Annotated in this window: 27 protein-coding genes and 1 riboswitch; of the genes, 16 read left to right on the top strand and 11 right to left on the bottom strand. The window is 61.7% G+C overall.

The window, feature by feature from the left end; all coding sequences use genetic code 11:
• Positions 1–274: 274 nt before the first annotated feature.
• The gene (locus GV832_RS14815; protein WP_168775668.1) at positions 275–835 is read right to left on the bottom strand and encodes a L,D-transpeptidase; all 561 of its coding nucleotides are present in this window, start codon (positions 833–835) and stop codon (positions 275–277) included.
• Between the two features lie 522 nt (positions 836–1,357).
• Here GV832_RS14815 and GV832_RS14820 point away from each other — a divergent pair.
• The 3 genes from GV832_RS14820 to GV832_RS14830 are packed head-to-tail and all read left to right on the top strand — an operon-like array spanning position 1,358 to position 3,277.
• On the top strand, positions 1,358–1,921 hold the full coding sequence (locus tag GV832_RS14820) for a L,D-transpeptidase (RefSeq protein WP_168775669.1): 564 nt from the start codon (positions 1,358–1,360) through the stop codon (positions 1,919–1,921).
• A gap of 44 nt (positions 1,922–1,965) precedes the next feature.
• A complete protein-coding gene (locus tag GV832_RS14825) occupies positions 1,966–2,685 on the top strand; it encodes a DsbA family protein (protein WP_227754446.1) in 720 nt (239 codons plus the stop codon).
• A gap of 4 nt (positions 2,686–2,689) precedes the next feature.
• Positions 2,690–3,277 (top strand): cobalamin biosynthesis protein CobQ, encoded by a 588-nt coding sequence (locus GV832_RS14830; protein ID WP_168775671.1) that lies wholly within the window; start codon positions 2,690–2,692, stop codon positions 3,275–3,277.
• 128 nt (positions 3,278–3,405) lie between these two features.
• Here the strand turns inward: GV832_RS14830 and GV832_RS14835 are convergent, their stop codons facing one another.
• From GV832_RS14835 to GV832_RS14845, 3 genes are all read right to left on the bottom strand, one after another.
• Positions 3,406–5,355 carry a copper-translocating P-type ATPase gene (locus tag GV832_RS14835; protein ID WP_168775672.1) on the bottom strand — a complete coding sequence of 650 codons (1,950 nt, stop codon included), beginning with the start codon at positions 5,353–5,355 and terminating at the stop codon, positions 3,406–3,408.
• A gap of 225 nt (positions 5,356–5,580) precedes the next feature.
• Positions 5,581–6,006 (bottom strand): CopM family metallochaperone, encoded by a 426-nt coding sequence (copM, locus tag GV832_RS14840; RefSeq protein ID WP_168775673.1) that lies wholly within the window; start codon positions 6,004–6,006, stop codon positions 5,581–5,583.
• A 29-nt stretch (positions 6,007–6,035) separates the two neighbouring features.
• Complete coding sequence (locus GV832_RS14845; RefSeq protein WP_168775674.1) at positions 6,036–6,224, bottom strand: heavy-metal-associated domain-containing protein; 189 nt, start codon at positions 6,222–6,224, stop codon at positions 6,036–6,038.
• Between the two features lie 196 nt (positions 6,225–6,420).
• Between GV832_RS14845 and GV832_RS14850 the strand changes: the two genes are divergently transcribed.
• The 8 genes from GV832_RS14850 (at position 6,421) to GV832_RS14885 (ending at position 14,363) form a co-directional block, all read left to right on the top strand.
• Positions 6,421–8,871 (top strand): heavy metal translocating P-type ATPase, encoded by a 2,451-nt coding sequence (locus tag GV832_RS14850; RefSeq protein ID WP_265332517.1) that lies wholly within the window; start codon positions 6,421–6,423, stop codon positions 8,869–8,871.
• A 12-nt stretch (positions 8,872–8,883) separates the two neighbouring features.
• The gene (cueR, locus tag GV832_RS14855; protein ID WP_168775676.1) at positions 8,884–9,354 is read left to right on the top strand and encodes a Cu(I)-responsive transcriptional regulator; all 471 of its coding nucleotides are present in this window, start codon (positions 8,884–8,886) and stop codon (positions 9,352–9,354) included.
• Positions 9,355–9,371: 17 nt separating this feature from the next.
• Positions 9,372–9,587, top strand: a riboswitch (cobalamin riboswitch).
• A gap of 35 nt (positions 9,588–9,622) precedes the next feature.
• Complete coding sequence (locus GV832_RS14860) at positions 9,623–9,799, top strand: CbtB domain-containing protein (RefSeq protein WP_168775677.1); 177 nt, start codon at positions 9,623–9,625, stop codon at positions 9,797–9,799.
• Between the two features lie 18 nt (positions 9,800–9,817).
• Positions 9,818–10,573, top strand: coding sequence for a CbtA family protein (locus GV832_RS14865; RefSeq protein WP_168775678.1), 756 nt, complete (start codon positions 9,818–9,820; stop codon positions 10,571–10,573).
• A 668-nt stretch (positions 10,574–11,241) separates the two neighbouring features.
• A complete protein-coding gene (locus tag GV832_RS14870; protein WP_168775679.1) occupies positions 11,242–11,916 on the top strand; it encodes a cupredoxin domain-containing protein in 675 nt (224 codons plus the stop codon).
• 13 nt (positions 11,917–11,929) lie between these two features.
• Positions 11,930–13,597 (top strand): cbb3-type cytochrome c oxidase subunit I, encoded by a 1,668-nt coding sequence (locus GV832_RS14875; RefSeq protein WP_168775680.1) that lies wholly within the window; start codon positions 11,930–11,932, stop codon positions 13,595–13,597.
• Positions 13,598–13,621: 24 nt separating this feature from the next.
• A complete protein-coding gene (locus tag GV832_RS14880; protein WP_168775681.1) occupies positions 13,622–13,798 on the top strand; it encodes a hypothetical protein in 177 nt (58 codons plus the stop codon).
• Complete coding sequence (locus GV832_RS14885; protein ID WP_168775682.1) at positions 13,779–14,363, top strand: hypothetical protein; 585 nt, start codon at positions 13,779–13,781, stop codon at positions 14,361–14,363. Before GV832_RS14880 ends, GV832_RS14885 begins: the two co-directional genes overlap by 20 nt.
• 69 nt (positions 14,364–14,432) lie before the next feature.
• On the opposite strand, the gene GV832_RS14890 is transcribed toward GV832_RS14885, so the two are convergent.
• The 4 genes from GV832_RS14890 to GV832_RS14905 form a co-directional block, all read right to left on the bottom strand.
• Entirely contained in the window at positions 14,433–14,708 is a 276-nt protein-coding gene (locus GV832_RS14890; RefSeq protein WP_168775683.1) for a hypothetical protein, read from the bottom strand.
• 71 nt (positions 14,709–14,779) lie between these two features.
• Positions 14,780–14,962, bottom strand: coding sequence for a TCR/Tet family MFS transporter (locus tag GV832_RS14895; RefSeq protein WP_168775684.1), 183 nt, complete (start codon positions 14,960–14,962; stop codon positions 14,780–14,782).
• A gap of 81 nt (positions 14,963–15,043) precedes the next feature.
• On the bottom strand, positions 15,044–15,430 hold the full coding sequence (locus GV832_RS14900) for a DUF302 domain-containing protein (protein ID WP_112312830.1): 387 nt from the start codon (positions 15,428–15,430) through the stop codon (positions 15,044–15,046).
• 207 nt (positions 15,431–15,637) lie between these two features.
• Complete coding sequence (locus GV832_RS14905; RefSeq protein WP_227754447.1) at positions 15,638–16,141, bottom strand: EF-hand domain-containing protein; 504 nt, start codon at positions 16,139–16,141, stop codon at positions 15,638–15,640.
• Between the two features lie 184 nt (positions 16,142–16,325).
• Between GV832_RS14905 and GV832_RS14910 the strand changes: the two genes are divergently transcribed.
• Together GV832_RS14910 and GV832_RS14915 are read left to right on the top strand one after the other, a co-directional pair.
• A complete protein-coding gene (locus tag GV832_RS14910; RefSeq protein ID WP_168775685.1) occupies positions 16,326–17,048 on the top strand; it encodes a response regulator in 723 nt (240 codons plus the stop codon).
• Positions 17,045–18,448, top strand: a complete 1,404-nt coding sequence (locus tag GV832_RS14915; protein ID WP_168775686.1) for an ATP-binding protein — start codon at positions 17,045–17,047, stop codon at positions 18,446–18,448. Before GV832_RS14910 ends, GV832_RS14915 begins: the two co-directional genes overlap by 4 nt.
• Before the next feature lie 78 nt (positions 18,449–18,526).
• On the opposite strand, the gene GV832_RS14920 is transcribed toward GV832_RS14915, so the two are convergent.
• The gene (locus tag GV832_RS14920) at positions 18,527–19,513 is read right to left on the bottom strand and encodes a hypothetical protein (protein WP_227754452.1); all 987 of its coding nucleotides are present in this window, start codon (positions 19,511–19,513) and stop codon (positions 18,527–18,529) included.
• A 128-nt stretch (positions 19,514–19,641) separates the two neighbouring features.
• Between GV832_RS14920 and GV832_RS14925 the strand changes: the two genes are divergently transcribed.
• From GV832_RS14925 to GV832_RS14935, 3 genes are read left to right on the top strand one after another with little or no spacing between them, the layout of a single operon-like run.
• Positions 19,642–21,303, top strand: coding sequence for a TnsB C-terminal domain-containing protein (locus GV832_RS14925; protein ID WP_168775687.1), 1,662 nt, complete (start codon positions 19,642–19,644; stop codon positions 21,301–21,303).
• A 1-nt stretch (position 21,304) separates the two neighbouring features.
• Positions 21,305–22,186 carry a TniB family NTP-binding protein gene (locus GV832_RS14930; protein WP_305545309.1) on the top strand — a complete coding sequence of 294 codons (882 nt, stop codon included), beginning with the start codon at positions 21,305–21,307 and terminating at the stop codon, positions 22,184–22,186.
• Positions 22,183–23,226: a TniQ family protein gene (locus GV832_RS14935; protein ID WP_168775688.1), complete on the top strand. Its 1,044-nt coding sequence runs from the start codon at positions 22,183–22,185 to the stop codon at positions 23,224–23,226. The genes GV832_RS14930 and GV832_RS14935 overlap by 4 nt, the downstream gene beginning before the upstream one ends.
• On the opposite strand, the gene scpB is transcribed toward GV832_RS14935, so the two are convergent.
• Together scpB and GV832_RS14945 are read right to left on the bottom strand one after the other, a co-directional pair.
• Complete coding sequence (gene scpB, locus GV832_RS14940; RefSeq protein ID WP_168775689.1) at positions 23,223–23,831, bottom strand: SMC-Scp complex subunit ScpB; 609 nt, start codon at positions 23,829–23,831, stop codon at positions 23,223–23,225. The two genes, GV832_RS14935 and scpB, sit on opposite strands and share 4 nt — an antisense overlap.
• Positions 23,832–23,833: 2 nt before the next feature.
• Positions 23,834–24,721 carry a DUF1403 family protein gene (locus tag GV832_RS14945; protein WP_168775690.1) on the bottom strand — a complete coding sequence of 296 codons (888 nt, stop codon included), beginning with the start codon at positions 24,719–24,721 and terminating at the stop codon, positions 23,834–23,836.
• Positions 24,722–24,836: the final 115 nt, after the last annotated feature.

The raw sequence follows: 24,836 nt of genomic DNA on the forward strand, positions 1-24,836 counted from the left end.
TATCGATGCCAGAGCATCTGGCAAAACGAACGCTGTGCAAATGACGCCGGGATGGCAGGCAGGCGTTACCGAAGATTGCTGTTCGGGGGTATCGGCAGCCTCGACGGTGGGGCCGGAATGATGCTCGTTGCCAGACGCTGCTTCAGCAGATTGTCCCAACACCAAGCCCATGACCAGAGCGACAGTCAGAAGCCACATCGACGCGAAACGCAACAGCCTGCGTACAAGCAGGTTTTGCGGGAGGGCCAATGGGGTTGCTGTCGCTCTCATCTGTTCAGATCAGCTTGACTTTCGTTCCGACCGGCGTGCGATCGAACACTTCTTCGATGTGCTCGTTGTAAAGCCCGATACAGCCGTTCGACGAGCGGCGACCGATCTTGCGCGTATCGTGGGTACCATGAATCCGGTAGTACTGCCACGAGAGATACAGGGCGCGGGTGCCAAGCGGATTTGTTGGATCGCCTCCTGGCACAAAGGCTGGCCATTCCGGGTTGCGCTCCCGCATCGAGGGTGTCGGAGCCCAGCTCGGGTTTTCCCGCTTCTCGACGACCTCGGTATATCCCCGCCGGGTCAATTCATCCGACAGCGGAACCGAAGTGGGGTAGAGAAACATCTGACCATCGCTCGTCCAGTGCTGGAGAACCTTGGCCGTGGTGTCAGAGATGATAACCCCCACCCCAAGCGAGTCGAAGTGGTCCTGCCACTCATGGGTGCGGAACGCCGAGATGTTGTTTCGGACGGGCCCCTGATTGTCCTCGGTCGCAAAGGCTGCCCGGCCCGTCAGGAAAGGCGCGGCAAGGGCTCCGGCAACGAAAAGTCGTCGACTGAATCGCATGGTCTGCTCCTCTTTTTTGTTACCTCTGCCGGCTTCCAACGTGGGAAGGTCAAATCGCATTGCATCGCACAGGGGTCACAAAGAGGTGAAGCCGTGGCGTTTTCGCCGAATTTTTGGGAAATTTTCCGCTCACTTCGATGTGAACACCTCTCCCATGCACCAGGGGCGCTATTCTGTGCCTATGCGTAAGTTTGCGAACATCCTGTGTGGTCTGTGCTTGCTCGTCGCCTTTCTCTGGGCGGCGATTCCCGGTCACGCATCCGATGGCGCGCATGCCGATCACGCTCAAACCGCAGCTGTAGACCAGGACGCCCTTTGCAGCGACGGATCAGGCCATGCCTCATGCCAGCTTGTCGCAACTGCCTCCTTGTCATTTTTCGAGGTGGCACCGTATGCCAAGTCTGCGCGGTTCGTGATTACGCCGGTCTCTGCCTCAAGCCGCGCCTTTGCCCCCGGACGCCCACCTCCGCGAACCTTCCTCTGAGTGAACCCTCGTCCTTCACGTTCCTCTCAGGAGTTCGCATGATTTTCCGTCGATCCTTTCTAACCGGCGCAGCCGCTGCAGCCCTCTCGATGCCAACTGTCCTTCGCGCCCATACCGAAGAACCCTTTGTCCTGGCCGACGAATTTCAACCTCGCGAGGTCCGAGTCCGAGAGCAACATAGCCCCGGTCAGATCCTGGTCTTCCCGCGAAGTTTCTTTCTCTATTATGTTTTCGATTCCGAGCGGGCCGTCAGGTACGGTGTTGGCGTCGGCAAGGCCGGTCTGGCATTCAAGGGATCGGCAATCATCGAACGCAAGGCAGAATGGCCGTCATGGCGCCCGACAAACGACATGATCCGCCGGAATCCCGATCGCTATGCCCAGTTTGCCGAGGGGGTGCCAGGCGGACCTGGCAACCCTCTAGGTGCCCGCGCCCTCTACCTTTACCGCGACGGGCGCGACACCTACTACCGGATTCATGGCACGACAGAGCCCTGGTCGATTGGACAATCAGTTTCGAACGGCTGCATCAGGATGCTGAACGACCATGTGATCCAACTCTACGAGCAGGTACCCGTCGGAACACCGGTGACAGTCCTGTGACGATCCGCCGTCGTGATGTCTTCGTGTTGGGGGGCATCATAGCCTTGATCTATGGACTGCGAGCCCTGCCCTGGGACCGGCTTGGCGGAAGCCCGCTGTCCTATGTCGACATTGAGGGTGTGCCGCCTTTTCGTCGACTGGAGCTAGCCGCTCAGACCTCCACGGCAAACATTGCACTCGTCGGTCTCGATGGGCCACTACCTGATGCGGGCGCACGCAGGGCGCGCATGGAGACCATGCGCACCGACCCATGCCCGGCCTTATTTGGGAACAGCGCCTCTAACTCTGAAGTTCCCATCGCCTACTTCAGCGAGTTTCGCTGCCCCTTCTGCCGTGCTCTCGAGCGAGATCTTGAAAGCCTGCTGGCCGAGGACCCAGCCACATTCCGGCTCGTGCAACACGAACTTCCGATCTTCGGGCCGCCGTCTGAACTGGCCGCAAGGGCATCCGTTGCCGCCGCACGCCAGGGCAAGCAACAGGAGCTTCGCCGCCGCTTCATGCGGACACCGATGGTTGCCGAAGAGGCCTCGGTACGGCGTGTTGCGGAGACCCTTGATCTGGATGTCGAGCAGCTCTTAATCGACATGTCCTCCGCCGGGGTTCAGGCTGAGCTCGATCGAACGCGCGCACTTGCCGATCTGTTCGGGTTCATCGGCACCCCAGGTCTGGTGATCGGACGGACCGTGCTCAGCGGTGCGGTTCCCCTTTCCCTCCTCCGACAGATTGCGGAAGAAGAGAAGGCCGAACCATTTCCGGCCTGTTGATGCGATGAACACACCAACGCATATGCTGATCGGGGCTGCTGTCTTTGCGCGGCCCGTCGTGCCGTCCACACTGGTGGCGGCCATGCTGGGCGGCCTCGCCCCTGATGTTCCAATGTTTGCGCTGGTGCTTTGGTCGACCCGCCTGGCTGGAATTCCCCAGCATGAAGTCTTCGGAAGCCTCTTCTACTCGGACTCATGGCAGGCCGTCTTTGCCGTTGATCACAGCTTTTTCGTCTGGGGCCTGCTTCTTGCTCTTGGACACTGGCGACGTCACCTCATTCTCACCGCCTTTGCAGGAGCCGGCTTTTTGCATGCGGCCACCGACTTCGTCACCCATCATGACGATGCCCGCCGCCAATTCTGGCCCGTGTCGGACTGGGTCTTCCGCAGTCCGGTCAGCTACTGGGACCCGAACTATTACGGTGGTATCATCGGCGTGGTGGAACTTGGGCTGGTTCTGTTCGCCACTGCCTTCCTCTGCTGGCGGCACCGAAAACTCTGGCAGCGCGTCGTGATCGTCATTTTGGCCGCTGTGATCGTCGTACCCGTGATAGTTACAGGTGGCTTCCACGGACTTCACGGCATGGGCTGAAAGAGCGCACCGCAGCGTGCTTCAAGTTCCCGCTCGGCATGGCTTGCATGGCCGTTCAGGATTGATCGCGCCTCACCTAGCAACTTACTGAAAAGCACGCTTGGTCTTGCTAGGCGCTCAATGTCGCCTTAGTTCGATCTGTATCGCCGCAGGAGTTGTGCATTGATCGCTACAATAATGGTCGATGCCGACATGAATACGGCGCCGACTGCAGGTGTCATCAGGAAGCCGGTGCCGAACGTGATGCCAGCAGCCATTGGAATGGCAAATGCGTTGTATCCGGTCGCCCAGATCAGGTTCTGCACCATCTTCGAATACGTCGCTCGGGACAGGCCAAGAATGGCCTCCACATCCCGTGGGTCAGAACGCACCAGGACCACGTCGGCGGATTCCACGGCGACATCCGTGCCCGCACCAATGGCAATTCCAAGATCGGCTTCGACGAGCGCCGGCGCGTCGTTCACCCCGTCTCCAACCATTGCAACCTTCAGACCCCGGGCGCGAAGTTCTTTCACGTGGGCCGCCTTCTGCTCCGGGAGGACCTGTGCGAAATATTCATCGAGGCCGAGTTCTGCAGCGACCGATTTCGCGACCCCCTCCGCGTCTCCCGTCATCATGATGGACCTGACACCCCTGGCCTTGAGACGTGCCACGACATCACGCGATTGCGCGCGCACGATGTCTGCCAAAGCCAGCAACGCATAGGGCTGGCCGCCGACCTCCAGCACCACGACGGTCTTGCCTGCCTCCTCCAGCAGGGCGAGGCGCGGGTCGGTCACGGGTCGGCCTTGCCGCCGAAGATGACCAGGGCTGACGATGGCGACCTCCCGCCCGTCCACACGTGCCGTAACCCCCGCACCCGTGATGCTCTGCAAGCCTTCCGGGGCCGGAAAGTCTATGCCACGGGCTTTTGCGGCGGCGACAATCCCGGTAGCGATCGGATGCTGCGACTGGCTTTCAACCGAAGCCGCAATACGCAAAGCGGTCGTCTCGTCGCCACCTTGCAGCAAAACCAGATCGCTGACGCCGAACCTGCCTTCGGTCAGGGTGCCGGTCTTGTCGAAGACCACGGCATTCAGATCCCGCGCACGCTCAAAGGCTGCACGGTCGCGGATCAGCAGTCCGTTGCGCGCCGCCAGCGACGTCGAGACGGCCACGACAAGCGGCACGGCAAGGCCGAGCGCATGCGGACACGCGATGACCATGACTGTCACCATCCGCTCAAGCGCAAAGGTGGCCCCCGCCCCGACCGCATACCAGTAACCGAACGATCCGAGGCCGACGGTGATGGCAATCCAGGTCAGGACAGTTGCGGCGCGCGAGGCCAGATCCTGTGTGCGCGAGCGGCTGTCCTGTGCTGCTTTCACCATGGCGATGACCTGCGACAGGTAGGTTGCCTCGCCCGTCGCCTTCACCTCGATGGTGACGGCACCTTCGCCATTTACCGCACCGCCGATGACAGCCTCGCCGGCAGACCGCGTGACAGGTTTCGATTCCCCGGTCAGCATGGCCTCGTTGAAGGATGATGTGCCTTCGATGATCTTTCCATCGACCGGCACCTTGGCACCGGGGCGGATCACGACCCGGTCTCCGGCGATTAAGGCCGCGACGGGCACGTCCTCCGTTCCACCGTCCGCGGTCACCCGCAGTGCGGTATCGGGCAGCAGGCGTACCAGTTCCTCCAAAGCGCGAGAAGCGCCGAGGACGGACCGCATCTCAAGCCAATGCCCCAAAAGCATGATCGTGACGAGCGTGGCCAGTTCCCAATAGAACGGCTCTCCGCCGGGCAGTCCCAGTGTGACGGCAGCCGAGTAGAAATAGGCTGTCGAGATGGCAAGCGCGACCAGCGTCATCATTCCTGGACGGCCAGCGCGGATTTCAGGACCGGCGCCCTTAAGGAAGGGCCATCCTGCCCAGAAGTAGATCACAGATGACAGGCTCAGTGCGATCCACTCTTCACCGGCAAGCAAGCGTGCCATGCCTTGCCCGACAAAATCGCGGACCATTGGGGACAGGACCAAAACCGGGATCGTGAGAGCCAACGCCAACCAGAAGCGCCTGCGGTAGTCGTCGACCATGCCAGCGTGCCCGGCCTTGTGGCTTGAATGCCCGCCAGCACCGGACCGGAGTTCGCTCTTGTTCGACTTCGCCGCGTGCCCAACTTGATGGTCGTGGTGGTTTGCGTGTCCATTCTCAGCCGTCATGGCAATAATCCCTAGACCGATGCGGCCAGACGGTCGCTGTGTGTCAGGTCGGACGGCAGGATGGCCGGGAGCGGGCCACCCTGCCGCCACTGAAGCGCCTTACAACCCGCGAGCCGCGAGCCAGGCCTTCATCTCGGCGATCTCGGCCTCCTGAGCCGCGATCACCTCTTCCGAGAGCTTTCTGATTTCCGGGTCCGTGCCATGCTTCAGCTGGATTCGCGCCATCGCGACCGCAGCTTCATGGTGCGGAATCATGCCTCGCACGAAGTCCACGTCAGCGTCCCCGGTATAAGGCACCATCATGTCCGCCATCATCTGGTCCATTGCCGCCGCGTAGGCCTGCACAGCCGGATTGTCGGCCAACTCTGCCGGAATCATGGAAGCATGGCTCATCATGCCCATATCCCCCATGCCCATGCCACCCATGTTGGAGTGGTCCATGCCCTCCATGGTTTGCTGGGCAAATGCGATCCCGCCGACAACAGCAACTGCCGCAATAGACAGCGCGAGAGTACGTTTGTTCATTCAGATTTTCCTTCGATGATTATGTTTTGTCAGGCAGGCGCGTAGCCGACCTCGGTCAGCGCCGCGACCAACCGGTCGCGAGAAGCCGCTGATTTCACTTCGACCTTGTGCGAGCCCGGATCCGCGCTCACCTCAGCGGAGGGGTCCACCGACTGGATCGCCTTGGTGACGCTGCGCGCGCAGCCGCCGCAGGTCATGTTCTCGATGTGGAACTGCATGAGTGTCTCCTTTGGACAGTCGTCTCATGCACCTCGATATGGGCCTTCCCACCGTTGTAAGGTCAAGGGAACAATTCCGTGATGAGACAAATTGAAATCAGGACTTGACCTTCCCATCATGGGAAGCCCTATCTCAGTCAGCGGAGTAACTCGCCACTGGAGTGCCGCGATGAACATACAAGTCCCTCAGAACGCCATGGCAGACCTCGGCAGGATCGTGATCGACGTCGAAGGCATGACCTGCGCATCCTGTGTCGGGCGCGTTGAACGCGCACTGCAGGCTGTCCCCGGGGTCAAAACTGCAGCCGTAAACCTCGCGACGGAACGGGCAGAAATCATCGGACCGGACCTGGACCGATCGGCTCTGGTCAAGGCAATCGAGGACGCGGGCTATGATGTGCCATCGCGTCCGAACGATATCGTCATCGAGGGTATGACCTGCGCCTCCTGCGTCGCACGGGTGGAGCGGGCCTTGAAAACGGTACCCGGTGTGACCGCAGCCAATGTCAATCTGGCCACGGAACGCGCCACGGTCACCGGAACGGCGGACCTTGCCTCCCTGATCGGCGCAATCGCGGATGCGGGTTACGAGGCACGGGCAACGACCGAAACCGCCATCATGTCAGAAGAGTCCGCCGCGAAGAAAACAGCCGAGGAAGCCGCATTGCGGCGCGATGTGCTTTTTGCTGCGGCTCTGACTCTGCCTGTGTTTGTCCTCGAGATGGGGTCGCATCTGTTCATGTGGGTCCACATGGCGGTGATGAAAAGCATTGGCATGCAGAACAGCTGGTACATACAGTTCGCCTTGACGACCGTGGTCCTCCTTGGTCCTGGCCTCAGGTTTTACCGCAAGGGGTTTCCGGCCCTGGCGCGTCTGGCGCCTGACATGAACAGCCTGGTCGCGGTCGGAACGTTGGCTGCCTTCGGCTATTCCCTCGTGGCAACCTTTGCCCCCGGAGTCCTGCCCACGGGCACCCAGAATGTCTATTACGAAGCGGCGGCAGTCATCGTCACACTGATCCTCCTTGGTCGTCTGCTTGAAGCTCGCGCAAAAGGCCGGACCTCAGAGGCGATCAAGCGACTGGTCGGGCTTCAGGCCAAGACTGCCCGTGTCCTTCGCAATGGCGGCCTGGTCGAAGTGCCGGTCGCCGAAGTCCGCCCCGGTGATGTCGTCGAGGTCCGTCCTGGCGAGCGGGTGCCGGTCGACGGAGAGGTCACGACGGGCGCAAGCTGGATCGACGAAAGCATGATCTCTGGCGAGCCCCTGCCGGTCGAGAAGGCACCGGGCAGCACAGTGACCGGTGGCACAGTAAACCAGACCGGCGCGTTCAGTTTCCGGGCGACGGCGGTGGGCGAGGCCACGATGCTGGCTCAGATCATCCGCATGGTCGAAGCCGCGCAAGGCGGCAAGCTGCCGATACAGGCGTTGGTCGACCGCGTCACGATGTGGTTCGTTCCCGTCGTTATGACACTTGCCGTGCTGACCTTCGCCGTCTGGTTGATCTTCGGGCCTGATCCGGCCCTGACCTTCGGCCTGGTCAACGCCGTCGCCGTCCTGATCATTGCCTGCCCCTGCGCCATGGGTCTGGCCACGCCAACGTCGATCATGGTCGGCACCGGGCGTGGTGCCGAAATGGGCGTGCTCTTCCGCAAGGGCGAGGCTCTGCAAGCCTTGCAGAGCGTCAAGGTGGTCGCGTTCGACAAGACCGGTACCCTGACCGAGGGCAAGCCGCGCCTGACCGACATGGCGCTGGCACCGGGCTTCGACCGCGCCGCAGTGCTGGCCGTGGTGGCGGCTGTCGAAGCGAAGTCCGAGCATCCGATCGCCCGCGCAATCGTCACGGCGGCCGAAACCGAGGGGCTGATCCTTCCAGAGGTCACTGCCTTCGATTCCGTCACCGGTTTCGGTGTCACGGCGCAGGCGGGCGGTCAGCGGGTCGAAATCGGTGCCGACCGCTACATGGTCAAGCTCGGCCTCGACGTGTCTGGCTTCGGCGACACCGCGACCCGGCTCGGCGACGAAGGCAAGTCACCGCTCTATGCCGCCATCGACGGAAAACTTGCTGCAATCCTCGCCGTTGCGGACCCGATCAAGGAAACCACGCCGCAGGCGATCCAGGCATTGCATCGGTTGGAGCTGAAGGTTGCGATGATCACCGGCGACAATGGCCGCACGGCAAACGCCATCGCCCGCCAGCTTGGCATTGACGAAGTGGTGGCCGAGGTGCTGCCCGACGGCAAGGTCGCTGCGGTGAAACGTCTGAAGGCGCAAGGCCCGCTTGCCTATGTTGGCGACGGGATCAACGATGCGCCCGCCCTGGCCGAAGCGGATGTGGGCCTTGCCGTCGGCACCGGCACCGACATCGCCATCGAAGCGGCGGACGTCGTCCTGATGTCGGGCAGGCTGACTGCCGTCTCGGATGCCATCGCGCTGTCCAAGGCCACGATGCGAAATATCCGCCAGAACCTGTTCTGGGCGTTCATCTACAATGCCTTGCTGATCCCGGTTGCCGCAGGCGCGCTCTGGCCCGCCTTTGGTATCCTGCTGTCGCCGATCTTTGCCGCCGCCGCGATGGCGCTATCGTCGGTCTTCGTTCTTGGAAACGCCCTGCGGCTGCGGCGCTTTGCACCCGCAAACGCCGCGTAAGGAGGTTCTGAAATGAACATCGGTGAAGCTTCAAAAGCCTCGGGCGTCTCCGCAAAGATGATTCGCTACTATGAGTCGATCGGGCTCATTCCGGCAGCAGGAAGGACGGTTGCAGGATATCGCGTCTACACGATGACCGATGTTCAGCTACTGCGCTTCATCCGAAGGGCGCGGGATCTGGGCTTTTCCGTCGAGAAAATCGAGGAGTTGCTGGCACTCTGGCAGGATCGTTCGCGGCAGAGTGCCGACGTGAAACAGATTGCGCTTGAGCAGATCGCCGGTCTTGAAGTTCGAATTCGTGAAATGCAGGCAATGATGGACACGCTGCGTCATCTGGCAGATGCGTGCTGCGGCGATCACCGCCCGGACTGTCCGATCCTTGCCGACCTCGTGAATGGCCCCGATCATGGCAGCGGAGCACGCGAGGAAGATCAACAATCCGCGCCCCGCTCCGGCAAGGCTGCCGGACTTCAAGCGCATTGACATTCTCCGGCGTGCGCATGATTGTGATTTTGTTTGGTGTTCATGGGATGCAGAATCCCCGAACTCAATCGGGAATGAGGAAGGGCGGACCCAGTTGCGGCGCCCGTTACCTCAGCCGCCCCCGCGACTGTATGCGGTAGTGTCCCTTCGATATGCCACTGGGCAACTGCCCGGGAAGGCGAAGGGTTGCAGTGACCGTGAGCCAGGAGACCGGCCAGACAGGAGACTTAACCCCAATCCCGTCGGGTGTGACGGGCGGAGAAACATCATGTCTGCCACCACTCTTTCCACCTCGTCCCTACAGCACGCAGGTCTGGTTCGGCCCATCCTGACCAGTGCTGTCCTTGGAGCGTTTCTCATCTTTGCGGCAGGTTTCGCCTCTTCAGATGCGCTGCATGCCGCAACACATGATACCCGCCACGCCACCGGCTTTCCCTGCCACTGACAGATCGGGTTAGCTGACATGACGAAGTCCCTGCTGTCCGGCGGGGTGATTGCTGGTGCCGTTACGGGCCTAGCGGTTGCCTTTTTGCAGTTTTTTCTGATCCAGCCACTAATCGTCGAAGCCGAGCGATACGAGACCGGCGAACTTGTCCTGATGGGGGTGGCGCAAGATGACCGCTCGGCGTCGAATGGCGATCCTGTCCTGCCTGCGCACGATGCCCACGAGGCGGATGATGAGTTTTCTGTCGTCGTGCGAAGCGGCTTGACAGTCCTGACTTTGGTTTTGACCTGGTCAGGCTTTGCCCTTGTTGCGGGAGCTGCTCTTGCAACACACCGTGCCCTGTGGGGTCCAACCAGCATTTCTGTGCCCGCGCTCGCTCTTTCCGGCTTCGCTGCTTTCGCCCTGTCACCCAGCTTGGGACTGCCACCGGAGTTGCCAGGCATGCAGGCCGCTGATCTGTCGGACAGGCAAATCTGGTGGGTCATGACGGCGGCGGCGACGGTGGCAGGGCTTTTCCTCGCAAGTGGGGTCAAGTCCTGGCCCGGGCGTCTCGCAGGGCTTGCCCTGATGGTCGCCCCCCACCTTCTCGGGGCACCGCAGCCACCTGCGTCCGTCCCGGTCATTCCTCCGGATCTGGCCGCGCTCTACAGTGCGCGGGCACTCGGTCTAAGCCTGATCGGCTGGCTTGCTCTCGCTTCCCTTCTCTTCCGATTGATGCCGGAAGACGGGCGGGAGCAACCTACTGCGGTCGCGGAAGCTGTTGACACCCGTTGAGTGCAGTCGAGACGCGCGATCACAGACTTGTGTCAGGTGAACTCTGCGTCGATTGACTTGCATCAAGGCGGTTGGTGGCTCCCAGCGTAGAACCTCCAATAGTTCGGACGCTAGGGATGCGTAATGCGGCGCACCAATCATGCCAAAGGAGTGAGCGGAGGCCGCGGACAGCGCCAATATAGTCTGCGGTTGATTTGCTGGATTGCAGTCGTCTTTCTGAGTCTTTTCGGACAGTTTTCTTTGACTGCGGCGGGCGACCATTCGTCCGGGTGCAGCAGCACGGTGTCGCTACACGCCAGTGCAGATCACGCTACCCTTTTGGAGTCTCCAGGCCTTGGTGACGGTGGTCAGGGTCCGCTTCAGTCTCTCTGTTCTTCTGGAGCTTGTTTTCCGATTGGTCTTCGAGACATCCCTTCGGATGCGGCTGTGCTCTCGGTTGGAACAGATGTGCTTGAGCCTGGCGACGGAGATACTTGCGCAGGCTTGCCCGTTTCACCCGGGCACCGCCCCCCAATTTCGATCTGATCCGACCGTCGCAGTCACCTGACTTCACGGTACCAGCTGGGCAGCTTTGCTGCGCGCCATTGCCGTGTGCTTGCAGGTGCCCCTTTTCAGCCGATCCGAAGTGACGCTTGCCGCGCTCTTTTGTGGTTGGCCATCTTAAGGACATGACCATGCCAGTCGAAAGACATATCACCACCCGACGGGGTTTCATTGCGACACTGGGCTTCGGAGGCGTCAGCCTTTACGGCCTGTGGGCAGCATACGGGGCGGCGCCCAACCCCTTTTCCGTCTTGGCCGCAGATCAATACCCGGAACTCGCTGGACCCGAAGCCGAAATGGCCATGCCAGAACATGCGGGCATGGGATCCGGAACAGACATCGATGCTTTCCGTAAAGAAGTCGCCGCATTTGTCGAAAGGTTCAGTGAGCCGGATGGGACTGTCTATCCCAGGCCAAGTGCCGAAGCGGGCGACCCGTCTCACATGGACATGGCAGGAATGGTGATGTCGTCCGGTGGCCTTGCGGATCATGGAGCGGAGGACATTTCCGATATGCTCGGCACCGTCGAGGTGCTTATGCTCGCGGAGCGCTATTACTTCGATCCGCCGGCCCTGAGGTTTGACCTCGGCCAGCCCTACCGCTTCAGGATGCTGGCTGCAGATGTGGCGCATGGTGCGTCAATCCAGTTCGGCGAAGGCGCAAGGATGATCCGCCTTGCGGCAGGGACCGAGACTGAGCTGAACGTGACATTCACCCGGCCGGGAAGCTTTCTTGTTTATTGCACGTCCTATTGCGGGCCCGGCCATGACGGCATGCAAGCCCGCATAACGGTAGCGTAAGGAGGGAATTTCGATGTCTGACACAATCATTTCCCGCCTGCGCACGCTTCCGCCGCAGGACCGTCGCCTGGTTATCGCGCTGGCGATTGCCTCACTTCTGGCGCTGATCATCGGACTGACCGGTGGCTTGCTGACGGCCCTTGTCCGAGCCGGCTTCCTTAACGTCTTGCCAGAATCCGGCTACCGCTACCTTTCGGTGCATGGCGTCAGCGCATTCTTCTATTGGCTCTATTTCGCACAGGCCGCGCTCGTTCTGGGCTTTTCGGCAGTCGAACGTGGGAATGGCGGCGGCCCGACCGGCCTTCTCCGCCGCTCTCTGGCCAGCCTGGGTATCGGCGCCATGATGCTGGGCTTTGCCCTCGGCCTTGTTGCGACGGTGATGGGCTCGCCCCCGCTCTATGACGGAAATGCCGAACTTCTCGCCGACGAGCCGCTGACCGTTCTTGTGTTCAGCGCGGGCTATGTCCTGCTGGGACTCGGCCTGATGCTGGTTCCGGCATCGGCCATCGCAACGCTCCTGTCCTCACTCGGAAGAGATCGTCGCAAAGTGCTGGATGCGCTCGGCTTCGCCCTGCTGGCCTGGTCGGGATTTCTGATAGTCACCGGCTTTGCGGCGATCCATGCGTTTCTGCCGTCCCTCTTGTGGTCCCTCGGACTGGCCGATTTCCCGGTCGGGCAGGAGACCGGTTGGCACATCCTGTTCCACAACCTGCACTACCTGCCGCTGATGGCAACGGTCCTGGTGTGGTACATCCTGATGCAGGCCCTTACCGGAACCAAGTCGGTGTTCGGGGCCAGGTTCTCGAAGATTGTCTTCAGTCTTTACTTGGTATTCGTCCCGCCGACTTCGCTATATCATATGTTCCTTGACCCCGGCCTGCCTGAATATGTCAAGGTCGCCGGCTCGGTACTGTCGCTCTTTGTCTCGGTGCCGACGCTCACGGCCTTTCTGGTAATCATCGCTTCACTGGAAGTGCACGCACGAGCGGCTGGCGCAACCGGGCTTTTCGGGTGGATTCGCAAGCTGCCTTGGGAGCATCCTGCGACTACGGCGGCGTCCGTGGCCGTGATCAACATGATGCTGGGGATTTCTTTGGCTTTCGTCTTGATCCAGGAAAAGCTGGCACCGCTTCTGTCGGACACGTTTTTCGTTCCGGGATACTTCCATTTTTTCACGGTCGGAACGGTCAGCCTTTCGCTTCTGGCAGGGCTGTCGGTGCTGTTGCCTGGGCTCACCGGACGCAGCCTGCGGATGCCCAGTTTGTTACGCATCCTGCCATGGGTAGCATCCGCAGGACTACTGGTGTTCGGTGGCGCGGGCGTGATTGCAGGATTCATGGGCGTGCCGCGACGGGTGATGGACGTCAGCTACGGTGGAGAAGCCCCGGCCTTCTGGTCCACGCTCATGGCCCTCGTTGGTGCCGGCGGCGGTGTAATGGCGCTGGCGCTTCTTGCCTATGCAGCCACGTTGCTAGCATCGTTCGTTGGTCGGCGTGGTGTGAATGAAAACCAGGAGCTTGCCGGCTTTCAGTGGTCTGATTTGCCAAGTGGAAGCACTGCCGCTTGGACGGGGCCGCTCTCGATCCTGGTGATCGCAGCTGCCATGTATGGTTTTGGCGCAATCGGCTTTGAACTTCTGCAAGCGGTTCCTCTGATTGCCACCGGCACTGCGGGCCACTGACACACACTTCATGGGAGATCCAAAATGACTGAAGACATCTTGCTGCTTCTCGGTGTGGCGTCCGTCTGGACGCTGCTCGCCATTGGCTATGCCATTGCTCCTTGGGGCGACATGATCGGCTATGCGCGAGTATGGGGTTTAGGTGCTGCGCTCTTCTTCGTAGTTGCCGCCCTCGTCTGGAATGCTGCAAGGCAACCGTGAGCTACCCTGCCCGCCAGACAAGCCTGTCTGGCGGGTAGTCTACTCAGAGGTCCCCATTGAACAGACTGCCGAATGGTTGGCGCGACGACTGCCGCCAAACGAGCGGGAGGAGCTTCTCGAAGACCTAGCAGCGGTGAGGTGGCGTCTTTGGAATGGTCAAACAGACAAGGCAATTGACCTGATCGGTCGACTGTTTCACGACCTAAAGGCAGATGAACAGGGCAGCTCCGCGATCATCGCGCTACGTGGCTGTCTGTTCAACTTGCGCGCGGAGATCGAGCAAAACGGGGGTTCGATCGCCAACTTCGGTGCAAGATATCTCGAAGGGAAGCGGATAGCCTCCACAGCTGCTGAAGCGAGTGTCAACAATCCTGTTGCAAGGCGGATGGTCAAGAAGCAGCAGATGCGCTGGATTGAACGCGGGGCAAACCTGCTCCTTCAAGTTCGCGTCGCCCTTGCCAACGACGATCTTTCGGAACATCTCGCTTGCCAGCCACCCCTTCAACGAAGGCAGACCATCATTTCGCCATTTGTGCCGCTACCGCTCTTTCAGCGTGCCGCATGACCTCAGGTCGTTGAACGGTCCCACGACCGACTGTTGATTTTGTTGAATTTCGTATCTCGAAACTAATAGCTACGCGACACGCACAGGCAGCGTTACAACCAGAGCCGCAATCAGCGCCAAGGCACCCGTCGCACCTCCAAACCCTCCCAATCCACGTGTCAGCGCAACGCCCAGCGTCAGCCCCAACAGAAACTCGGAAATTCCCGCCAGCGAGACAAACGTCAACCGACGACCCAGTTCCACCTTGGTCGCCAGCAGGTCCGAGACCGCCGCAAGGGCAACCGGGGTGACCGCGGCTGCGAAGAGCCCGCTCAACACCCGTTCCACATGGACTGCGTTCAACATTTCGAACACTGCGAAGGCCACTGTAGCCGCAGCAAAGCCCACAAGCCCGATCAGCAGGACAGCCGCCGCACCTACTGATCCGACAGCCGCACCCAGAACGGTGCACAAAGAAACAAGGCGAAGATATGAAGCGCCGTCAACAGCCCGGTAGCGCGCGACACCTGCTCCGCCTTGCCGGCCACGCACAGCAGGCATTCGATCAGGTCGGGCAGCTGCGGCAGCAATATCCCGAAACCGACGGAAATGGTGAACAAGTCAGCATCAGGGCTTCAAGCATAGATGCCCGAGCTCAGGCTTTGACAAGATCACGAGGGGTGTCTGTCATGCGGCGCGGCTCAGATCGCTGCAACTGTGCCAGTCAGCATATCACGCACCCGCCCGGCCACCTTGTTAAGCGCCGGATTATCGATGGCTTGCATCGACGCCACCGGATCAATCGCACTTACCTCGACTCCGCCTTCGATCTCGCGAAGTATAACGTTGCAGGGCAACATCGCACCGACGCGCGGTTCCATCCCTATGGCTTCCAGTGCCATCTTCGGATTGCAGGCCCCTAGAATCCGGTAGGCTGGCATATCCACGTCCAGCTTCTTCTTCATCGTTGCCTTGACGTCGATCTCTGTCAGCACGCCAAAGCCGTTCTCCGCAAGCGCGGCACGGGTTCGGGCATCGACCGCGTCAAAATCCGCGCCGGTGATCAGGCGGTTGATCGTATAGTTCATCGTGTTTCCTTTCGACTATTTGCGCAAATATTTGACCAGCGCCGCAATCGCGAGGCCGACCAGCACAAGGGTGACCATCATCCAGAGCCAGCCGAAGCCCATGCCAAATCCCATACCATAGCCTTTCATCTTTATGGCCTCCTGATCTGTGTTGGGATTTCTCCCGCTAATGCTGCTTCGCCTCGTTAGCGGGAGAAGAAAGGCGCGTCAGTTGTTGCCCATCATCCCGTGACCCATGCCCGGCATGTTGCCCTGCTGCCCGACCATGTGGCTTTGCATCATTTCTGCCATGGCGGCCATTTCAGCCTCTGTCACCTGCGCATCTCCATCGGCGTCGTGCATCTGGAAGGCACGCACGGTCATTGGTCGGGTGTGAGCCGCGTGCATCACCGCAAATTCATCCAGCGACAGGGTGCCATTGGCGTCGGTATCGTAGGTCTTGAGTTCAGCCTGCATGCCGGCCGTCATTTCCTCGGGGCTTAGCGTGCCATCCTTGTCGGCATCGAACGTGGTGATGGCAAAGCTTTGGCCGCCGCCCATCATGCCCATGGCCCCACCCATCATGCCGCCATGCTGGCCCGTCATGCCCATGCCGCCCCCCATCATGCCACCGTGCTGCATCTGGCCTTGCTGGGCAACGACCGGAACGGCGACAGCTGCCACTCCAAGGGCGGCAACGGTTGCGAGGGCGAATTTTGTCGAACGTTTCATTCTGTCTCTCCTGGATCAGTTTGCGATGTGTCCAATCTGGGGGGCAGGTGTCCCACAGGTTTGTCAGGGGGACGCCTGTTTTGTATCAATATGTCGCAAGCAAGGGTGCTGAGAGAAGTTTGCGACAATCTTCTGTCCGCAGAACCAAGGGGTTCAGATAGGGTCGACAGCAGGAGACAAGAAGATGACCCAGCCGCCGCATATCCTGATCGTCGATGACCACCGCGAGATCCGCGATGCGCTGGTGAAATATCTGGAAAAGAACGGCATGCGCGCGTCATCTGCCGCCGATGCGGTCGCGATGGATGCCGCGATAAAGGTGGGTCAGTTCGATCTGATCGTGCTAGATGTGATGATGCCGGGCGAAGATGGCCTGTCGGTCTGCCGGCGCCTTCACGCGCAAAGCAACATTCCGATCCTGATGCTGTCAGCCCTGGGTGACGAAACTGACCGTATCGTGGGGTTGGAGGTCGGGGCGGACGACTATCTGCCCAAACCCTTCAATCCGCGTGAGTTGCTAGCCCGGATCAAGGCGATCCTGCGCCGATCCGACCGGGCAGAAGTCGTTGGTGGCAGCCTTGCCGGGCATAGATTGGCCTTCGACCGATGGGTGCTTGATACCGACCGCCGGACCCTGACTGACGGCGATGGCGTCGAGGTCGCGCTGACAACCGCGGAATTCCGTCTGCTGACGGTGTTTCTGGAGCGGCCGCGCTTCGTGCTCAGTCGCGAACAACTGCTCGATCTCACATCGGGTCGCGCCGCACAGGTGTTCGATCGCACCATCGACAACCAGATCAGCCGCTTGCGCCGCAAGATCGAGGCCGATCCGGCCAAGCCTGCGCTGATCGCAACCGTCTGGGGTGGTGGCTACAGCCTTGCCGCAGACGTCAGTGCAATGCCATGAGTGCGCGCTTCCCGAAGCTTCGCAAGCTGTTCCCGCAATCTCTTGGCGGGCAGTTGCTGATCATGTTGCTTTTGGCGCTGGCCATCACACAAGGGCTTGGCCTGTTGTTGCTGACAGACGAGCGGAACCGGGCGGTCCGTGCAGCCCTCGGGCTGGAGGCGGCAGGGCGCGCTGCAAATGTTGTCTTGCTTCTGGATGGCGCCCCCACTGATCTGCGCTCGTCGATACTCCGCGCGGCGGATTCTCCGCTTGTCCGGTTTGAAGTCGGGCCCGAGCCTGCAGCGTCCCACGACAGCGCAGAGGCGGACATGGTTCTGCGGCAGATCCGCCAGATTCTCGGAGAGCCGGAACGGGAGGTTCGCGCCGATGTCCATGCGCTTCCCCTCGCGTCCATGCCATTGCCAGACGGAGTGCCAGCCAACATGCGCCCAATGCATGAGGCGATGATGGCAGGGCGGACCGACCCCATTGAACTGACGCTGTCGATTCGACTTGCGGCGGGCGATTGGCTGAACGTGCGCACGATGTTTTACCGCCCTGCCCTGCAACTGACTCCACAGGCCCTTCTGCCAGTAGTGTTGATGGCGGTGGCGGTAGCTTTGGTGGCCTGGTGGACCGCGCGGCGCGTCGTCGGCCCGATGCGCGCTCTTGCAGTTGGCGCCGACCGCTTGGGCCGTGGGCTTGATGCCGATCCGTTGCCGATGACGGGGCCATCCGAGGTGCGCGAGACCACGCAGGCCTTCAACCGGATGAAAGCCCGACTCACCCGCTTCGTGAACGAGCGCACGCACATGCTCGCCGCCTTGAGTCATGACTTGCGCTCGCCCCTGACCGCGATGCGGCTCAGGATCGAAATGCTGGACGAAACCGAGGATAGTGTACGCCTGAAGGCACTGGTCGAGGAAATGCAGGCAATGGTCGAGGCGACCTTGGAATTCGCACGCGGGGTTGCACGGGCAGAACCCGCCGCTGAAGTCGATCTTGCCGTCCTGCTGACTGATCTGGTCAACGATGTAGGGCGAGATCAGGCCAATCTTGCCCCGTCGTCGCCTCTGCCCATCACCGTCCGCCCGCACGCCTTGAACCGCGCGCTAAGGAACCTGATCGATAATGCTGTCCGCTATGGCGGGGTGGCGATGGTAAAGTTGGACCGAACACCTGGATTGGCCGTCATCACCATCGCGGACAAGGGCCAGGGATTGCCCGAAGACCAACTTGAAGCGGTCTTTGAGCCGTTCGTACGCTTGGAAGGGTCTCGCAGCCGAGATACCGGCGGCGTCGGCCTCGGCCTGGCAATCGCCCGCACCATCATTCAGGCGCACGGCGGGACAGTCTTGCTCCGCAATGTGGCGGCAGGTGGACTCGAAGCAGTTGTGACCTTGCCACTCGGTGATGCTTGATCTCACCTCACAAAAGCGCCCACCATTTTCGGCCCTCCGAAGCCGAGCCTCAGAAAAAGCTGTGGTCACATCTGGACGCTAAATTGCTGCACGCCACATCCTGAAACGCCCTTGGCCAGTCACCTCGTGGATCAGCCCACTCGCCTCCATCCAAGCCAGGTTTCGCTGAACAGCCGCGCGGCTGGCGCCGATCAAAGTCTCGGCCATCGGTGCGGAGACCAAGGGCCATTCGGTCAATACAGCGCGCAAAGCCGGAGGCGTACGGCCAGACAACACCGACATGACAGTCTCCGCTTGGGTAGACCATATTTCGAGATCGTCGAGGTGCCGCATCGCTGCGAGGCATGCGTTGTTCATCCCGTCCAGCCATCGGGTCAACCGCTCTGCCGGAGGTCCGCCGGCACGAATCCCCCCTGCCCCACCCATTGCTACTGGTGCGAAAATCGCACCCTTCCCTTCGGCTGCAGCAATCCGGCCTGCCGTGACCGCGGCTTCCATCCGGTCACCATGCTGACCGAGACCTGCCAGGCTCCAAAGGTGGAAGCCCAGACAAGCCCGGGTGATAGGGTGCAGATGTCGAGCGACTCCCGTCACGGCGAGCCAGCCATCGGCGCGATCGGTGAACCGCTCGGCGTCATCCGCTATGTTCTCAGGGTCCCGCCGGTCGAGAAAATCGGCTAGCCCAGCTTCAGGGCCAGGCCCCCCAGTAAGACGTCGAACAGCCCATCCAACGCGTGACAGCGCCCCAGAGTCTTCCTGAGGGCCAGACAGACGAAGCGCGATCCAGAGTGCAAGGCGGTCAGGGCTGACTCGATCGCCAACGAACCAGCTCAGCTCTGCAGCCTCGATCAGGGCCAATCTGTGCCGCCAACCCGATGGGCCGCGTCGCAGACGGTCGTCAAGCGCGCCCAATCTTCCGGCCACGCGTGCGAGGCGGGCCGCACAACCCGCTTCGGCCCGGGCCCATGCGGCAACGACTGAGGTTTCACTGGGCTCAGCCAATGGGCCGGCAAGCAGATAGTCCGGTTCCTCTTCCATCGGGCCGGGCAGGAACCACTGTCGCATTTGCTTCACGATTTCACTGCGTCCTTTTCACATTATTTCCGCATGGTAGGGGGAAAACAGGGGCCAACTTGTGCTTTGCGATTTCAATTTCATCACTGATTTCAATAGCGAGGCGAGGGCACAGAGGGATGACAGCTTCCTTCGACGATCGACCGCTGAACAGCAACAGCCAGGCGGCGTCCGATGAGGCTTGGAACAAGGCCGTCCGGATCGCGCGAGAACTGGATCAGGCCCTCGATGGGGTCGTGCCGATGCGGGAGGCCGTCACACGTGCGGCAACAGAGCTGCGCCTTTCCACCCGTCAGGTCTACAATCATCTTGCCCGGTATCGCGGGGATCGTCGTGTCTCATCGCTATTGCCCAGGACGAACGGATCGCGGCGCACGCGGATCGCCTCCGAGGTCGAAACCATCATTGTTGCAACACTGCGGGAGATGTGGCTCCGGCCGGAACAACCCGATCTCGCGCCGATCGTCGACGAAATCCGCGCGCGCTGTGCCAGTGAAGGTTTAAAGCCCCCGGCCTATGTCACCGTGGCCAAAAGGATCCCGCGCGTGTTCTCCCCCGAAGAGATTGCGCGGCGACGGCTTTCCGGTGGCAAACACTTGCACCGCCTGAAGCCGCGTCCGGGGTACATCCGCGCGACCCATGCCCTTGACGTCGTCCAGATCGATCACACGCCGGCCGATATCCAGTTCGTCGAGGTGATCGACGACCACGGCGTTTTCGTGGGCAGACCCTATCTGACCATCGCCGCCGATGTCGCGACCAGTGCAATCATCGGCTTTTGCCTCACCCTCGAGCGCCCTTCCCGACTATCAGTCGCACTTTGCCTTGCGCACGCGATGTGCCGAAAGGATGACTGGCTGGCCGAACGCGGGATTGCGCACCCATGGACAATGTATGGCCGCCCGAAGCAGATCGTTGTCGACTCAGCCAAGGAATTCCAGAGCAGTACCTTCACGACGGGATGTGCCGACTTCGGCATCGCCGTCCGCACCCGGAACAAGGGGACGGTACATCGGGGTGGCATTGTCGAGCGGCTTCTGGGCAAGGTGAACACGGTGCTTCGCTCTCTTCCCGGCAAGACCGGGCGGTCCATCGCGGACCGCGGAGATTATTCGTCCGACAAGCGGGCAAGCCTGACCTTCGCGGCCCTTGAGCGCTGCATTGCCCTGGCAATCATCGATCACAACCAGACACAGAACGCACGCAAGCTGACCGTGCCTCGCCTCGAATGGGAACGGCGGCTTCCACCGATTGACCGACAGATCGACGATCCCACCGATGTCCTGCTCAACTTCCTGCCTCGCAAGACGCGCCGCATCTCTCCCCAAGGCGTCAGCCTGTTCGCCATCGACTACTTTGAACACTGGCTTGGGCCGCTCGTAGCCCGGCGTGACCGCCTTGCAGCTCTGGATCTGTGCTATGACCCCCGGGACATCAGCCAGATCTACATCGCCGATCCCGACACGCGTGTCTGGCGCCCGGTAAGGCGACGGGACGGGGTCACTATGTCGGTCACCCTCTGGCACCATGAAGCCGACCGAGCGCGCCAGCGCCAGAACCAGCAACGCCCCGTGCAGGACAAGACGCTCCTGCGCCGAGAAATCGCTGCAACGGTCGCGGGGGCCAAATCCGCAAAGGCTCAACTGAGAGAGATGACCCGAGCCCGACACGCCGCAGGCGCGACAAAACCATATCAAGCTGCAGGAGCCGTTTCAGAGGCGACGAATCCTGGACCGGCGCCTGACCGACCCCGTCGCGTCTTTCCTATCGAGACCTGGTGACGTGGCCGACCATCTCCTGCCATCAACCTCAGCGTTGCTGGATGCGGATGCTGCCGCCCGCATGGCGCATATTCGGGCGCCACGCTGGATCGGCCATCCCGGTGCCTCTAGGGCACATGATGCGATGCGGCAGCTGCTGGAACGCCCGCCATCACTCCGCCCTCGCGGATTGCTGCTCGCCGGCCCCTATCACAACGGCAAGACCATGATCGCCGAACGCTTCGCCGTCGAACATCTGCGCCGTGCCGACCGGCAAAGGGTCTGGATGATCCAGACTCGGGAGGGGGCTGGCCTGTCGCATTTCTACGCCAGCATCCTGTCCGGGCTGCGCGCCCCGCAGGCTGTCGGCTGGCGCAGCCTGTCCCGCGCCAGCGAACAGGTCGATCATCTTCTCGACAGCCTGAAGCCGCGCCTGCTCATCTTCGACGAATTCCACAGTGCGCTGCGCGGACGCCGACAGGATGTGAAGGCAATCTTCTCATTTCTGCGGCGGATCGCACGCGTGCATGACATCTCGCCCGTGCTTGTCGGCGAAATCGCCGTCTACGATGCGCTGCACGACACCGAAGAAATGGGCTCGCGGTTCGATACGGTCGCGGTGCCACGGTGGGGTTTCGACGAAGACTTCGCCACACTTCTCGACAGTCTTGAGGCCAGCATGCCACTTGCGGATGCCTCAAACCTCTCACGACCTCCCCTGGCCAAAATGATCCATGATCTGTCGGAAGGGCTGATTGGCGAGGTGGTCGACATCGTCACCCGGGCGGCTGTGGCAGCTGTTGAGAGCGGTGAGGAAAGGATCACGTCCAGCACCGTCATGGCGCTCGGATATGTGCCGCTGTCACGGCGGCGGAACTCAGCCTTGCGCCATTCAATGACATGACCAGCACTGTGCCGAGGATCACCGTCTCCCCGGCCCGCCGCTATAGTGTGGTGGCGGGACGTCGCTGGCCGGTGGAGGTCAGGCCCGCTCCCGGTGAGCTTTTGTCAAGCTGGCTGCATCGGGTTGCGCATGCCAACGGTGTGCCGCCGCGCTATTTCGGAGCGGTGCTCGGAGCTGCTGTCGAGACATGGTCGGCCCAACTCGACCGGCATCTGCCGGAGGCCGTTCGCCGCATCCTGCTCGACCATACGTCGATCTGCCCCGACGATATCGACGGACTTTGTCTGGCCCACAGTCCCTTCTCGAGCGTGCGCTTGCGGCTGCGGAGCCGGCCGCAACATGCAGGGACTTCGACTGCGCAGTCCTGTTGGCTGCAGTTCTGTCCCACCTGCCTGCGGGAAGACGAGGTGCCCTATTTCCGGCAGAGTTGGACTCTGGCAACCCGCGTGTCCTGCTTTCGCCATGGCTGCCGATTGCGCGACCGCTGCCCGTCTTGCGGTCAGGGCCTTGCTCCGTTCAGACAGGATCGCCTTGTTTCACAGCAATACTGCGCCTTCTGCGACGCTCCTCTCGCCAAACCGACGGACCCGGCAAACCCAGGCGCCCGGCGTCTCGAGCGGCTGATCGACGATCTGCTTCGTCTTGACACAGCTGGGCTCGCACTTGGCGTGGGCCGGGGGAAACGGAAAACCCTGCCAGAGAGGATTGCAATATGCCCGGTGCCCGTCGGTACGACGACATCAACGATACCGCAACTGTCGCATCGGCTTCGCCACGATTTCTTCCGGCGGCTGTCGGAAGGGCAGAGCGGAATAGTTGGCCACAAAGGTGGTGGCCCGCTGAACCTTTGGGTCCGGCTTGCCAATGCCGCTGGAAACCACAACGGATTGGTCAAGGAGCTCACGGATCAGCTTGCGGAAACTGCAGGGCTGCGGCGGGCCTCCTCCCCCAGAGCGACTGATCTGGCCGCCCTGCTGCGGGCAGCGACCCAGCTACATGAAGCCCGCCGATCTGCAGCCGAAGCTCAACCCGCTCCTTAAATGTCGTAAGCCTCCGACGGGCCCGCGAGGCCGGCATCTACGAGTTGCTCGGGATCGGGCAGGTCGCGCAAGGACGCCATCCCGAAGGTGGCAAGGAAGGTCTCGGTGGTGACAAAAGTGTAGGGCGCGCCGCGCCGGGGTTCGCGCGGGCCGGTGCCGATCAGGTCGCGCTCGGCCAACCTGCCGATCAGATCACGGCTGATCTCTTTGCCGAAGATGTCCTTCAGCCCGTCGCGGCTTACCGGCTGGTGGAATGCGATCGCCGCCAGCACGGCCAGATCGTATTCTGACAGATTCAGGGCCTGCTCCCCCACATCCGCCGCCGCGCGGATCGCCGGGGCATAGGCGGGCTTGGTCCGCAGCATCCATCCCGCGCCCACCTGCGCCACCTCATAGGGGCGGCCCACCATATCCACTGCCAGATCGTCAATCAGCAGGTCGACCGAGACCCCTGTGCCCACCACGCGCGCCAGATCCTCGCGCGCGACCGGCGAGGCGCTGGCAAACATCACCGCCTCGATCCGGCACATCCATTCCCGCCACCGCAGATCGGCTGGCAGGTCAGCCAGGTCCCGGTCAAGCCCCGCCTCCTCGCGCCGCGCCATGGTCAGACCCCGTAAAGGCGAAACGTGTCCCGCCCAGTCAGCTCACGGATGGCCCCCTGGCTGACCAGCCGGTCGCACAGCCGCCGCGCGGCCCGGTCCGACATGAAGTCAAGGGCCGAGGGTGCCAGCGCATCGCGCGACAGAAACAGATCGACGGCGCGCGTGGCCCCCTTGGCGCGCAGCTTGGGGGCCACCGCGCGCAATCGGACCGCCGCCCGGGAAAGTTCCGCCGCCAACGGCAGGGCCTGTCGCACCCCGACACCAACCGCCCTGTGACAGGCCAGCCGCAAGTCAGCCCCGCGCAGCTGCAGATCACGGGCCTTCAAGGCCAGCGACAATAGCGGCAGCACAAGATCCTGCCCCAGGGATTTCACCAGAACCGCATCGGCAAGGATCAAGGCCACGGTCTCGCCCCGCGGATTACCTTCCAACACGGCCTCGATGACCTGCGCCGCGCGGTCAACCGGGGTTGGTCCGGTGGCATCCAGACAAAGGGCAATCTGCTCTGGCGCAACCCCCTCCAGCGCGCGGCTCAGATTCGAGACTGAAATCGGCCGCGCAACCGCCCTCGACCATTGTCGAAAAACTCGTCCCGCCGGGCCGGGATCATCGCCTGCTTTTGTCAGGTGCAAGGAGTCACGCAACGCTCCGGCCCCTTCGCGCCGACCGGCAATTCCTGCGCAAAACTCCGCTGCCACCAGCGCCAGGCGGTCACGCCACAAGGCCTGGGGCAGGTCTGCGGCGGTTGTAGCAAAGGTCAGATGCGCCAGTGCTGCCCCGGACCGGAACGCCGCAGCCTCGAAGGTTTCCGCCGGCCCGGACATGATCCAGCCCGGGAGGGGAGGGAGCATCGGCAGGGCCACAGTGGTCTGGATGCGCGGTTTTCTCATGGCGAGAGCCTATTTCAACGCGGCGCTTAATACCAGAAATTATGCCTGCAACCGCCGCATCGTTGTCATCGTTGCAATGTCCAATAATCTTGCATTATCGGACGTGCCGGGAGTA

The sequence above is a fragment of the Stagnihabitans tardus genome, assembly GCF_009925085.1.
GTDB classification, from domain to species: Bacteria; Pseudomonadota; Alphaproteobacteria; order Rhodobacterales; family Rhodobacteraceae; genus Stagnihabitans; species Stagnihabitans tardus.

Coding starts and splice junctions, on each gene's coding strand:
- GV832_RS14850 (WP_265332517.1), top strand. CDS start 6,421: ATGGCAGACCTCGGCAGGATCGTGATCGACGTCGAAGGCATGACCTGC.
- GV832_RS14880 (WP_168775681.1), top strand. CDS start 13,622: ATGACTGAAGACATCTTGCTGCTTCTCGGTGTGGCGTCCGTCTGGACG.
- GV832_RS14865 (WP_168775678.1), top strand. CDS start 9,818: ATGACGAAGTCCCTGCTGTCCGGCGGGGTGATTGCTGGTGCCGTTACG.
- GV832_RS14820 (WP_168775669.1), top strand. CDS start 1,358: ATGATTTTCCGTCGATCCTTTCTAACCGGCGCAGCCGCTGCAGCCCTC.
- GV832_RS14835 (WP_168775672.1), bottom strand. CDS start 5,355: ATGGTCGACGACTACCGCAGGCGCTTCTGGTTGGCGTTGGCTCTCACG.
- GV832_RS14915 (WP_168775686.1), top strand. CDS start 17,045: ATGAGTGCGCGCTTCCCGAAGCTTCGCAAGCTGTTCCCGCAATCTCTT.
- scpB (WP_168775689.1), bottom strand. CDS start 23,831: ATGGCGCGGCGCGAGGAGGCGGGGCTTGACCGGGACCTGGCTGACCTG.
- GV832_RS14890 (WP_168775683.1), bottom strand. CDS start 14,708: ATGTTGAACGCAGTCCATGTGGAACGGGTGTTGAGCGGGCTCTTCGCA.
- GV832_RS14875 (WP_168775680.1), top strand. CDS start 11,930: ATGTCTGACACAATCATTTCCCGCCTGCGCACGCTTCCGCCGCAGGAC.
- GV832_RS14845 (WP_168775674.1), bottom strand. CDS start 6,224: ATGCAGTTCCACATCGAGAACATGACCTGCGGCGGCTGCGCGCGCAGC.
- cueR (WP_168775676.1), top strand. CDS start 8,884: ATGAACATCGGTGAAGCTTCAAAAGCCTCGGGCGTCTCCGCAAAGATG.
- GV832_RS14910 (WP_168775685.1), top strand. CDS start 16,326: ATGACCCAGCCGCCGCATATCCTGATCGTCGATGACCACCGCGAGATC.
- GV832_RS14920 (WP_227754452.1), bottom strand. CDS start 19,513: ATGCGACAGTGGTTCCTGCCCGGCCCGATGGAAGAGGAACCGGACTAT.
- GV832_RS14945 (WP_168775690.1), bottom strand. CDS start 24,721: ATGAGAAAACCGCGCATCCAGACCACTGTGGCCCTGCCGATGCTCCCT.
- copM (WP_168775673.1), bottom strand. CDS start 6,006: ATGAACAAACGTACTCTCGCGCTGTCTATTGCGGCAGTTGCTGTTGTC.
- GV832_RS14830 (WP_168775671.1), top strand. CDS start 2,690: ATGAACACACCAACGCATATGCTGATCGGGGCTGCTGTCTTTGCGCGG.
- GV832_RS14900 (WP_112312830.1), bottom strand. CDS start 15,430: ATGAACTATACGATCAACCGCCTGATCACCGGCGCGGATTTTGACGCG.
- GV832_RS14860 (WP_168775677.1), top strand. CDS start 9,623: ATGTCTGCCACCACTCTTTCCACCTCGTCCCTACAGCACGCAGGTCTG.
- GV832_RS14815 (WP_168775668.1), bottom strand. CDS start 835: ATGCGATTCAGTCGACGACTTTTCGTTGCCGGAGCCCTTGCCGCGCCT.
- GV832_RS14870 (WP_168775679.1), top strand. CDS start 11,242: ATGACCATGCCAGTCGAAAGACATATCACCACCCGACGGGGTTTCATT.
- GV832_RS14935 (WP_168775688.1), top strand. CDS start 22,183: ATGACCAGCACTGTGCCGAGGATCACCGTCTCCCCGGCCCGCCGCTAT.
- GV832_RS14905 (WP_227754447.1), bottom strand. CDS start 16,141: ATGAAACGTTCGACAAAATTCGCCCTCGCAACCGTTGCCGCCCTTGGA.
- GV832_RS14885 (WP_168775682.1), top strand. CDS start 13,779: ATGCTGCAAGGCAACCGTGAGCTACCCTGCCCGCCAGACAAGCCTGTC.
- GV832_RS14925 (WP_168775687.1), top strand. CDS start 19,642: ATGACAGCTTCCTTCGACGATCGACCGCTGAACAGCAACAGCCAGGCG.